13 protein-coding genes and 1 tRNA gene are annotated in these 10,994 nt (G+C 53.4%); 10 read left to right on the forward strand and 4 right to left on the reverse strand.

The annotated features are described in order from the left end of the window. Positions 1–33: 33 nt before the first annotated feature. Both LGT44_RS10180 and LGT44_RS10185 read right to left on the reverse strand, forming a co-directional pair. Positions 34–714, reverse strand: a complete 681-nt coding sequence (locus LGT44_RS10180) for a class I SAM-dependent methyltransferase (RefSeq protein ID WP_230330452.1) — start codon at positions 712–714, stop codon at positions 34–36. Next, a complete protein-coding gene (locus LGT44_RS10185) occupies positions 711–1,463 on the reverse strand; it encodes an MBL fold metallo-hydrolase (RefSeq protein WP_230330453.1) in 753 nt (250 codons plus the stop codon). The genes LGT44_RS10180 and LGT44_RS10185 overlap by 4 nt, the downstream gene beginning before the upstream one ends. Positions 1,464–1,517: 54 nt before the next feature. On the opposite strand from LGT44_RS10185, the gene msrA reads away from it, so the two are divergent. Together msrA and LGT44_RS10195 are read left to right on the forward strand one after the other, a co-directional pair. Then, positions 1,518–2,132 carry a peptide-methionine (S)-S-oxide reductase MsrA gene (gene msrA, locus LGT44_RS10190; protein ID WP_230333587.1) on the forward strand — a complete coding sequence of 205 codons (615 nt, stop codon included), beginning with the start codon at positions 1,518–1,520 and terminating at the stop codon, positions 2,130–2,132. A 38-nt stretch (positions 2,133–2,170) separates the two neighbouring features. Continuing rightward, the gene (locus tag LGT44_RS10195) at positions 2,171–2,908 is read left to right on the forward strand and encodes a ParA family protein (protein WP_230330455.1); all 738 of its coding nucleotides are present in this window, start codon (positions 2,171–2,173) and stop codon (positions 2,906–2,908) included. Here LGT44_RS10195 and LGT44_RS10200 read toward each other — a convergent pair. After that, entirely contained in the window at positions 2,895–3,332 is a 438-nt protein-coding gene (locus LGT44_RS10200; protein ID WP_230330456.1) for a hypothetical protein, read from the reverse strand. The genes LGT44_RS10195 and LGT44_RS10200 overlap by 14 nt on opposite strands. Before the next feature lie 100 nt (positions 3,333–3,432). Here LGT44_RS10200 and LGT44_RS10205 point away from each other — a divergent pair, with 100 nt between their 5' ends. From LGT44_RS10205 to LGT44_RS10235, 7 genes are all read left to right on the forward strand, one after another. After that, positions 3,433–4,251 carry a TatD family hydrolase gene (locus LGT44_RS10205; protein ID WP_230330457.1) on the forward strand — a complete coding sequence of 273 codons (819 nt, stop codon included), beginning with the start codon at positions 3,433–3,435 and terminating at the stop codon, positions 4,249–4,251. A 151-nt stretch (positions 4,252–4,402) separates the two neighbouring features. Then, the gene (locus tag LGT44_RS10210; RefSeq protein WP_145470073.1) at positions 4,403–5,005 is read left to right on the forward strand and encodes a Yip1 family protein; all 603 of its coding nucleotides are present in this window, start codon (positions 4,403–4,405) and stop codon (positions 5,003–5,005) included. A 150-nt stretch (positions 5,006–5,155) separates the two neighbouring features. Next, a complete protein-coding gene (locus LGT44_RS10215) occupies positions 5,156–6,499 on the forward strand; it encodes a DUF1329 domain-containing protein (protein ID WP_225690897.1) in 1,344 nt (447 codons plus the stop codon). Between the two features lie 175 nt (positions 6,500–6,674). Then, the gene (locus tag LGT44_RS10220) at positions 6,675–7,667 is read left to right on the forward strand and encodes a murein transglycosylase domain-containing protein (RefSeq protein WP_230333588.1); all 993 of its coding nucleotides are present in this window, start codon (positions 6,675–6,677) and stop codon (positions 7,665–7,667) included. Positions 7,668–7,728: 61 nt separating this feature from the next. After that, entirely contained in the window at positions 7,729–8,394 is a 666-nt protein-coding gene (locus LGT44_RS10225) for a class I SAM-dependent methyltransferase (RefSeq protein ID WP_230330459.1), read from the forward strand. Positions 8,395–8,443: 49 nt separating this feature from the next. After that, the gene (locus tag LGT44_RS10230; protein ID WP_225690894.1) at positions 8,444–9,001 is read left to right on the forward strand and encodes a hypothetical protein; all 558 of its coding nucleotides are present in this window, start codon (positions 8,444–8,446) and stop codon (positions 8,999–9,001) included. Positions 9,002–9,170: 169 nt separating this feature from the next. Beyond that, on the forward strand, positions 9,171–9,626 hold the full coding sequence (locus tag LGT44_RS10235; RefSeq protein WP_145470077.1) for a ferritin family protein: 456 nt from the start codon (positions 9,171–9,173) through the stop codon (positions 9,624–9,626). Positions 9,627–9,685: 59 nt separating this feature from the next. Here the strand turns inward: LGT44_RS10235 and LGT44_RS10240 are convergent, their stop codons facing one another. Continuing rightward, entirely contained in the window at positions 9,686–10,738 is a 1,053-nt protein-coding gene (locus tag LGT44_RS10240; protein ID WP_186435995.1) for an AraC family transcriptional regulator, read from the reverse strand. A 179-nt stretch (positions 10,739–10,917) separates the two neighbouring features. Between LGT44_RS10240 and LGT44_RS10245 the strand changes: the two genes are divergently transcribed. Continuing rightward, positions 10,918–10,994: transfer RNA gene (locus LGT44_RS10245), tRNA-Met, on the forward strand.

A 10,994-nucleotide genomic window follows, 5' to 3' on the forward strand; every position in this document is an offset into this window, starting at 1 on the left:
GAGGTACAGAAAAGGCCGCAATCGCGGCCTTTTTTATGCCCGGTACAGATTTACCCAGCGGAATTCATCCAGTTCGTCGAGGTCAGGTACGGTGAAGGATTCACTGCGACCGGTGGCCACATAAGGCGGAAAATGAAAATCCCTAACGCGTGAGTCGGCGACGATGACTTGCCGCGCCTTCTGGCGAAACACTTCCAGTAATGGCAGGTTGGCGCGGTCGTACAGCACATCAGCGGCAATCAGCAGGTCGAGGTCTTCGTCAAAGGCGAATAAGTCCGGATGCAGGCGATAACCGACGTTATTCAGCCGCGCATTGGCGGCGCAGGATAACAGTGCATCAGGGTCGATATCGCAGGCGATGACTTCGCGCGCGCCGGCTAATACGCAGGCAATGGCGACCACACCGGAACCGGCACCGAAGTCCATCACCTTTTTACCGGCGACCCAGTGCGGGTTGGCAAGAATCTCCCGCGCCAGCACCTGACCGCTGGCCCAGCAGAAGGCCCAGTAAGCGGGGTAGGTCTGAATACGCAGGATTTCTTCCTGACTGAACGCCCGGCGCATGCTCTCCGGTTCAACCAGCCAGAGGCTGATTTGCGGGCATTGTGGCAGTGACTGTGCGCTGACGCGGGCATCGTCGAGCATGGCACTGATGGCCTGATTCAGCTGCTGTTCGTCCTGCTCTTTGTGGTGTGGCTGTGAGCTGGTATTCATGGGTTGCTTCCCGTACCAAGGCTGATGCTGTCGCCGGGGCGGGCGACCTGATAGCCAGCCTGCTCCAGCGTCGCGGCGGCCTGTTCATTGGCATAGTGATAAAGCACGAAGCGCTGACGCAGTGCGGGCGGATATTCGCGCGCCAGATCGTCCAGACCGGTATGGGAAGGATTGGGCTGAAGGCCGCAGTCATGGAAGATCCGCTCCTGACCGCTCAGCTCATGGCAAAGTATTTCCGGTATTGGGCGGGTGTCGCCACTGTAAAACAATACGCCGGGCAAATGCAGGGCGTAGCTGAAACCGGGCTGGTGATGGCGTGTGGCGTGCAGCCGGAAGGTCAGATCCTGATGAATAAAAGCATCGGTCACCGGCAGCAACTGAAACGACTGCCAGAAGTTGTGCCCGCCTTCGGCCATGGCGCCCGGGTAGGTTGCCAGCCGCTGATGCAGTAAGGTAATCAGATTAAGCGGCACATATAAACGTATGGGAGGGTGCTCCTGCAGGCGTGCCTGAACCGTCAGAATCTCCAGATCGGCGATATGATCAAGATGGCCATGGGTGATAAAGATCGCTTGCGGCAGGCGTTTATAGTGTTTCTGGTAAGCACTTAAAGTGCCGTAACCACAGTCAATCAGCAGTATCGGTTGCTGGTTAAGTTCCAGTACCGCGGCGGAGCAGCCCATGTCGGGTTGGCCGCCGCTGCCGGTACCCAGAAATTTGAGCGAATAATCGGATGCGTTTCGGGTCATAATAGGCCATATCAGCGCAGAGAAATGAGGTGCATTATGTGGCGTCCAAAACTGATGTCTATCCCCACAGCCGATCAGGCACTGCCGGGCAGGGCTGAACCGTTGTATCAGGTGCCGCAGCAGCATTATGTGAACGGTAACCTTATCGCCGGTGAACGTCCGGCCGGAGTCAGTGAGATTCTGCTGGGCATGGGTTGTTTCTGGGGGGCTGAGCGCAAGTTCTGGTCATTGCCCGGTGTTTATTCAACGGCAGTCGGCTATGGCGCCGGGCATACGCAGCATCCGACCTATGAGGAAGTCTGCAGTGGCATGACCGGCCACAATGAGCTGGTGCGGGTTTGGTTTGATGAGCAGCAGCTGACGCTGGAGCAACTGCTGGCGGTGTTCTGGGAAAGTCATGATCCGACTCAGGGCATGCGTCAGGGCAACGATATCGGCACCCAGTACCGCTCCGGCATTTATCTGTCGCAGGCCGCCGATCTGGCACGGGCTGAGGCCAGCCGGGAGCACTATCAGCAGCGCTTATATGCCTCCGGCATGGGGGATATCACCAGCGAAATTCTGGTTGATGTGCCATTTTATCTGGCCGAAGGCTATCACCAGCAGTATCTGGCCAAAAATCCCAATGGCTATTGTGGACTGGGCGGCTGTAACGTCAGTTTTGACTGACCGCTCAGGGCGGCAGGATTTTTAACAAGGAGTTAATCATGCGGGCAATGGCTGTTTATCAGCTGAAGGGCGGGGTTGGTAAAACGACTACTGCAGTGAATCTGGCGGCGCTGGCAGCGCGGGACAAGATTCCAACCCTGCTGTGGGATCTCGATCCGCAGGGGGCAGCCAGCTGGATTCTGGGAATCGATAAGGGCCATAAACAGGATGGCTTATGGAGCAGTGATGAGCCCATCAGCCGCTACATTCAGCCCAGCACGGTGCCGCGCCTGGATGTACTGTCGGCCGATAGTTCGCTGCGCAAATTTCATCAGAGTCTGAGCGGTAAAAAAGAAGCCCGGCAACGGATGGCGGAAGCGCTCGGTCGTCTGGCCGAAGACTATGGCCTGATTATTATCGATTGCCCGCCGATGATTACGCCGCAGATGGAGGGGGTCTTGCGGGCAGTGGACCGCATCCTGATTCCGGTTGAGCCTTCGGTGTTATCGATTCGTGCCTACGACCAGATCAAATCCCAGTTTGACTGGGCGAAAAAATCCCAGTGGCTGCCCTTTGTTACCATGATTGACCGGCGTAAGCCGGCACATCTGCGCTGGGTGAATACCGAGCTGCAGAATTATCCGGAAGTGTTGCGCACTTTTGTGGCCTTTTCTGCCAGTGCTGAACGTATGCTGGAGTTGCGCAGCCCGATTGTAGAGCAGCAGCCAGCGGTGCCGCTGGCACGTAATTATCAGGCGTTGTGGAAGGCGCTGAAGCCTAAGCTTAACCTGCGCTGACTCCGGACAGCGGTGCCGTGCTTTTAGTCAGTGGGCAAGGGGACGGTTTGGAATTGCCTGATGTGCAGGCTGTTGTCGCGTGCTTTACCTGTGGAAAGGCCAGATACACTGCCCAGGCAATAGCCGTGGCATAGGCCAGATTGGTAATCAGCTCAATGTGCGGGTTATTGAGGAATTCACGCTGTGAGGCCAGGCCGCGGATTTTACTGGCCAGCTCAGGATCGAACGCAAGGTGCTGGTTCCATACCTTCTGGTGCAGTCCGGCGTCAATCGGGTAGATACCTTCGGTGCGTCCCTGAGGATGTTGTTGCTGCCATTGAGCAATGGCGACCAGAATATTCTCGGAGGCATGGCAATGCTTGCCGAGATAGTGCAGGGTTGGGCGAACAATGCGCTCACGCAGTTCTTGTGAAGCCAGTTCCATGGGCAGTTCCGCAACTAAACCTCGATTATTGATAGCAGACTAGCGGCAGATACTCCATGAGTGGAATGAAATTTTTGTTTTTAATGTGGCATTCCAATAAATGACATTAATGCATGACACAGTATCGGGCTGGTTCGACAGTCATTGCCACTTTGATTTTGCCTGTCTGGATGACGAGCGTGACGAACAATGGGCGCTGGCTCAGCGTCTGGGGGTTCGTGGTTTATTGGTTCCCGGCGTACAGCGTTCTCAGTGTGAACAGCTGGCGGTGTTCTGTCGTCAGCGGCCATTCTATTATGCTCTTGGATTGCATCCGTACTTTATCGCTCAGCATCAGCAGGATGACCTGAACTGGCTTGAGCAAACCCTGCAGGATCAGCTTTCTGGTCAGAAACTTGTGGCATTGGGAGAAACCGGACTCGACTGGGTGCTGGCGACGGATGCGACACAGCGCGAAGAGCAGTGGTTCTGGTTCCGGGCGCAAGTGATGCTGGCAAAAAAATATCAGCTGCCATTGGTTCTGCATATCCGCGGAGCACATGATGAAGCAGTATCTTATCTGCGTCAGCAACAGTTCCCCTGCGGTGGAATGGTGCACGCCTTCAGTGGCAGTGAACAGCAGGGCAGAGCCTGGCGTAAGCTGGGTTTTCGTCTGGGGATTGGCGGGGCAATGAGTCATCCGCGGGCACATAAGTTACGGCGTACAGTGGCTTCTCTGCCGTTGGATTGCTGGTTGCTGGAAACCGATAGTCCGGATATGAAGCCGGCGTTCTGGGGGCCTGATAACAACAGTCCGGCCAGTATTCCACTGCTGGCAGCAATTCTGGCCAGTCAGCATCACCTGAGCCTGCCGGTATTAGCAGTGCAGCTGGAGCAAAATTTGCGACAAACGTTCCCACGTATGATGGCGGTGGGATAAGGCCGAATGAGCCATTTTGCGTTCCTTTATTGCTGCTGATGCTGAAGGCGCGGGTTTTTAGACAAGCTTATTGCATAAAACGGTGCCAGCTTGCTTTGTCTGTTCAGAGCGCATAATCCTTGTAACGTAGTCACACAAAGAGGTGAGCACTATGTTTGCAAATCATATGTTCGGACTGCTGTACCATCCACGTCGTGAGTGGGATGAAATTCGTCGGGAGCGGGCCGGTTCCATTCTGGAAGTGTTTGTCCGTAACCTGATATTTCTGGCACTGATTCCGCCAGTATCGCTGTATATCGGTACCACACAATATGGCTGGAGTATCGCCGGCGGTGATGTGGTAAAACTCAGTGCTGAAAGCGCTCTTCCTATGGCTGTTGCTTTCTATTTTGCTCTGCTGTTCGGCGTGGCGATGGTGGCTTACGCAATGTTCTGGATGGAGCGGACCTTTGGTGTCAGTGCCAGCTATGAGCGCTGTCTGATTTTTACCATCTTTACCTCCACACCTATGTTCTTGTCTGGTTTTATTGGTCTGTTACCGATTCTCTGGCTGGATGTCATGGTCGTGCTGGCTGCGGTTTGTTACAGCGTTTACCTGCTGTATTCGGGGGTTCCCATTTTTATGGATATCCCGGAAGAGCGCGGATTCATTTTTGCCAGCTCGATGCTCACTGTAGGGCTTTGTGCGCTGGTCGGATGTATGGCGGTGACCGTTATCCTATGGGGTATGGGAATGGCGCCAGCATTTGTTTGACTGCATGTAGTGCTCATCGGCCGCGGAGGGACTTTTTGCGCCCCTACCGCGGCAGACAGAGTTTTGTAGTGATTTTGTAACACGTGGTTGATCATAGAATCACCAATCAGTAGCCTGCACGCCCCCTGAATATGGCTCAATGGTGATGTGATGAAACGACGGTTTTTGTTTGCTGCATTGATGTGCTCTGTTTTACCGGCCATTGCTGCCGTTGCGCCGGAAGATATTGCCCGCCTTGGGAAAGACCTGACGCCGGTTGGTGCCGACAAACTGGGTAATGGTAAAGATATTCCTGCCTGGAAAGGTGGTCTTCCTCTCGATAAAACGCATAAACCCGGCGCATTTCATGCCGATCCTTTTGCTGCCGACAAACCACGCTTCCGTATCACTTCCGCTAATATCGCAGAGCACCGTTCGCGTCTGACTGATGGCCAGGTCGCACTGCTGCAGCGTTTTCCTGATCTCTACTTTGAGGTTTATCCGACTCATCGCTCCGCGTCTTATCCTGACTACGTTTATCAGGCGATTAAGACCAACGCCAGTCGTGCTGAACTGATGAAATACGGCGCTGGTGTTACCGGTGCGACGATGTCTTCCCCGTTCCCGGTGCCCGAGAACGGTCTGGAAGTGCTGTGGAACCATACCTTGCGCTTCCGCGGTCACTCTATGGCCTATACCGCTGTTGCATCATCGGTAACTCAGGGCGGACAGCGCATTGATGCATTACGTGAATACGAATACTTTATTCAGTACAGCATTCCGGGTGCAGAACCTACCGATCTGGATAACAAAATTTTCTTCCTGAAGCGTAAAACACTGGCACCGGCACAGCTTGCCGGTGGCATTACGCTGGTGCATGAAACGCTGGATCAGGTTCGTTCACCACGTAAATCCTGGATTTATGTGCCGGGCCAGCGTCGTCTGCGCCGCACTCCTGATCTGGCGTATGACACAGCTGACTCCAACACCAACTCCATCCGTACCGTCGACCAGGTTGATATGTTTAACGGCGCACCGGATTACTATGACTGGGAGCTGAAAGGTAAGCGTGAAATCTATATTCCGTACAACGCTTACAAGGTTCATCAGGGCACGCTGAAAATTGATGATATTTTGCAGGATCATCACATTAACCCGTCACTGTTGCGTTACGAAGCGCATCGCGTGTGGGTGGTTGAAGCGAAGTTGCGTCTTGGTTACAGCCATCGTTACTCAACCCGTCGCTACTACGTGGATGAAGACTCATGGTCGATTATCTACGCCGAAGAGTACGATGAAGAAGGCAAGTTGTGGCAGGTTACCGAAGCACACACCATTAACTACTATGATGTTCAGCTGGTTTATCCGACTCTGGAAGTAACCTACGATCTTGAGAGCGGCCGTTATTACGCTGAGGGGCTGGATAACGAACGTGGCGCCACTATCGATTTCAGCCAGGAGCTGGATGCCGACGACTTTTCGCCGAATGCTATCCGCCGCGAGGCTGTGCGCTGACATTCAGCGGTATGGCGATTACACTGGGCAGCAATCTTTGCTGCCCGTGTATTTTGTGACTTTAAATCTCTTCCCGCTTTTCTCTTCTTATTCCCGCCTGTTAAGACTGCCACTGTTTTGTCTTTGTTTGCCGCTGTGTTCTTTTTGTCTGCCGACGGTGGCAGACGACGGACGCTTGCCGGATAACTTTGCTGAACTCTCTGATGATGTGCAGGCGGTGATTCTTGAATACGCCTTCTTTTCGGAAAAAGCCAATCAGGTCTGGGGACAGGACTTCGAAGAAGCATCGGCCCATGCGATGGTGAAATATCTGGATGATTACCACACCCGGGTTCATATCGACTTTGCAGCCGGGCGTATCCGTGTAGAAAGTGAGCGCAGTAAAACGCCGTTAACGGCAATCCGCCAGGCATTGGTGGCTACGCTGCTGACTCCGGCGGATCCTTCTGCCGTGGATCTGTACACGGCTGCCGATATGGGTATTACCGGCAAACCTTTTCTGGCCGGGCAGGTGCTTGATCAGGACGGCAAAAGTATTGAATACCCCTGGCGGGCAGAGCGTTTCGCGCAGTACCTGACCGAGCATAAAGTACAACATAAAGGCGCACGCTATTGGGTGGACGTCGCCATGGTGCGCAGCCATAAGCAACGTAGTGCGGAAGGCTACCGACCACAGGTGGAGCGGGCTGCAACTCGCTATAAATTGTCGCCGGCACTAATTCTGGCGGTGATTGAAACAGAAAGCAGTTTTAACCCTTTTGCCGTTTCACACTCCGGCGCCTATGGCCTGATGCAGGTGATGCAGAACACTGCGGGGCGTGATGTCTATCAGCGTATTTATGGCCGTGATGACCGGCCGACACGCAGCTACCTGTTAAATCCGGCGAATAATATTGACGCTGGCAGTGCGTATTTATCGATTCTGCGGGATGTTTATCTGCGTGATATTCAGGGATGGCAAAAGCGGGAGTATTGCATGATTGCTGCTTATAACGGCGGTGCAGGAAACCTGCTTAAAGCATTTCACCCTGACCGCAAAAAAGCTGTTCAGCGCATTAATTCAATGTCGGCCGAGGAGGTGTACCGCACTATTGTGCACAAACACCCGAAAGCCGAATCCCGGCGTTATCTGGAAAAAGTGATAGCTTTTAAAAAACACTGGCTGTAAGCGTTCTCTGGTCTGCTTTTGTGCATATTAATAATTTAAACCGGCGAGTTCTGAGTTCTTTATGTCAATCAACCATGCACCGCTAAAACAGCTGCAGCAGGCATTAATACTGCCTGGGGCGCAGCTTGTTACGGAAAAACTCATACAGGAGCAGTTAACGCTGTGGCTGCTCAGCCTGCCGGACAGTGAATTAACTCTGGATACGCAGGCCATCGGAGCTTTCTGGCAGCGTCTGCCATACTGGGCCTTTGCCTGGGCAGGCGGGCGGGCACTGGCGCAATGGATTGTTGCTAACCCTGATGCTGTTGCCGGAAAGAAGGTACTGGATTTTGGCTGTGGCTCAGCGCTGGTGGGGATTGCTGCAGCAAAGGCCGGAGCTGCTGAGGTCTGGGTTGCCGATCTGGATGATCATGCACTGCAGGCCGCAGCCGAAAATGCCGCGCTGAATGGGGTAAAGGTTTGGCCGGTAAAAGGGGAGTGGCCGCAGGTTGATCTGCTGCTGGCCAGCGATGTGCTGTATGACATCAGCTCCAGTGCCGACCTTAAACAGCTGATGCTGAGTATTCCAGACTGGATTCTGGCCGAAAGTCGTTTTGTTGCGCCGGACTTTGTTGAGCTGGATTGCCTGCATTCCATGGTCAGTTCGACACTTCCCGTCATTGGTGATTTTGATGAAGCGGTTGAGGTTGAGATTTATTGCCGCGCAGGTCAATCTCGACTAACGTAACCGACTTATCATTAATAACGTTTTAATAAACACTCTCAGGGAGATACTCATGCGCATCGTTATGACGCTGTTGTTCAGCTTGTTGGCACCACTGGCAATGGCCGCTGATCTGACAGAAAAAGATGTAAAACATTGGATGGAAGCCATGCCAGCACTCGAAAACTGGCTGGACCAGCATGAAGATCAGCTGCCGGAAGAAGACTTCACTGCCGGTGAATCCAGCATTGATGCGATGTTCAATAAAGGGATTGAGCAACTGAAAGCCGCTGGTTTGTACGACGACTTCAGCAAGCAGGTAAAGGCTGGCGGTTATAAGAATATCGAACACTGGGCTGAAATTTCGCGTCGTGTAACCATGGGCTATATGGCGCTGGAAATGGAAAACGAGCAAGTCAGCCTGTCACAACTGGAAGCCCAGCTCGAACAGATCCGTCAGTCTGAAGGTATGCCTGCTGAGCAGAAAATGATGATGGAGCAAATGATGGGCGCTTCGCTGATGATGATGCGTGCGGTGGAAAATGTCAGCGAGCAGGATAAATCCGCTGTGCGTCCTTTCCGTCAGCAGCTGGCTGATCAGTTTGCAGAATCCGGTGATGACGACGAATAAAGCCTGCGCTGGCTGCTCTGCTTGATCCTGCGCAATGGCGTATGCCGCTACGGACGCTATGCTTTAACTATCCACTGTGTTTTATGCCTTCAGGTGATAGTGCCGGAGGGCCACAGGGGTTTTTGAAGCTTGAACGTTGAGCCAGAGCCTTTGAACAGGAAGCAGAGATATGAGTTACTCCACGGTCAAAGATGTACTTGAATACGGCCGTCGCTTACACGAGCATGCGCGTAATCTGTACCAGCAATTGCGGGATCAGACGCAGCGCGAGAGGGTCGATATGATGCTGCAGCTGCTGGCTGCTCATGAGGATACTCTGGCCAAATCGATGGTCAGTATGCAGGAACATGTCAGCCAGAAAGTTCTGACGGAGTGGCACCAGTTTGAACCAGGTTCAATCAGCGATGCTCTGAAAGGCTGCCGCGATCTGCATCCGGATATTTCGGTGGATGAGTTAACCAGGGTTGCATTGAAAATCGATGATTATCTGATCGGCCTGTACCGGCAGATGCTCAGTGAGGCAACTAATAACGACTCCCGGCAATTGTTTGAAAATCTGATTGCACTGGAAGAGTCTGAAAAAATGCGTACCGTCCGTGCTGCCCTGTCTGCCAGTGATTGGTAGTACAGCACAGCACCTAGCAATAAAAAAAGCGGCTACTGGCCGCTTTTTTATTGTCTGAGTCAGTCTGCCTCAGCCATATCTTCCACTGTTTCCTGACGTGAACGGCAATTACGCCGGTAGGCGGCCGGAGTTTCGCCTGTCCATTGTTTGAACGCCCGCTCAAACCCCCTACGGTCAGAAAATCCCAGCTCAATGGCCAGTTGCTGCACATCGGTATGACCGCGTTCCAGAGCCTGCTTGGCCTTCTCAAGCCTTACATCACGCAGCAGGGAAGAGAACTGGCAGTTTTCTTCCTGCAGGCGACGGGTCAGGGTACGGCTGCTGGTACTCAACAGATCGGCGACCGCCTCTTTGGTGATCGGAATGGAGTCCGGCCACTGATACAGGATATGCATCACCTTGCGGCTGAAAGCCTGTAGTTGGCTGAAGCGGGTCGTCGATAGTTCTGCCTGGCGGCGAAGGGCATTGAACAGTTCAGGGTTGGCCTGAGCCAGTGGTTTATCCAGCAGTTTGCCGGAAAACGAGATCCAGTTGTGCGGCTGATTGTACTGAATCGGTATACCAAAGAACTGTTCCAGCCGGTCACGGTAGGAAGGTGCCGGAAAGCGGAAGCCAACGCCCTGAACCTGGTAATAGCTGCCACCGAAGGCTTTCCCTGCGGTATGAATGCTGGCCGCAATAAACTCGCTGCGGGCATGGCTGCCAAAGGCGCTGCCATCGGCAACGTAGTACAACACCTTAATGCTTTCATGACCGACAAAGAGATCGGGTGAGCGGGTATCACTGATCAGCGAATAATAGCGGCGCAGAATGGTCAGAGCTTCCCGGCCGGTCTGGCAACTGCTCAGCAGGAATCCCAGCAGGTAAAAGCTGGGCAGGTCGAGGTGCTGTCCGGCAGCAAGGCCGATGGCAGGTTCGTTAAGCAGTTTGCTGGCCTGTTCCAGCAGCCGGTCGAACTGGCTGATGGACATGCGCTGACTGGAAACATGCTCGGTTCTGGCCTCCTGGCCTGGTGACAGCAAATCCATGCCGGAGAAACCTTTGCTTTCCAACAAACGCAACAATGGCTGCAAAGCCGCCGTCGTCAAAGTATTGGTCGGATGCGAACTCATATGCTCGATTTTTATTGTTGTTATTTTTTGTTCAGATAACGTACCACCTGTATTCCATACACGCCAGACGATGATGCAACTTTTCTGTAAATTCCTGGTCGTTGCGGGAAAAATACCTAAAAAACAAAATGTTAGGCTTGACAGCATAAGGGGTCATCCGTATTATTCGCAGCCTCTGACGCGGGATGGAGCAGTCTGGTAGCTCGTCGGGCTCATAACCCGAAGGTCGTAGGTTCGAATCCTGCTCCCGCAACCA

Origin of the sequence: Thalassolituus alkanivorans, assembly GCF_020447205.1 — a bacterium.
GTDB classification, from domain to species: Bacteria; Pseudomonadota; Gammaproteobacteria; order Pseudomonadales; family Oceanobacteraceae; genus Venatoribacter; species Venatoribacter alkanivorans.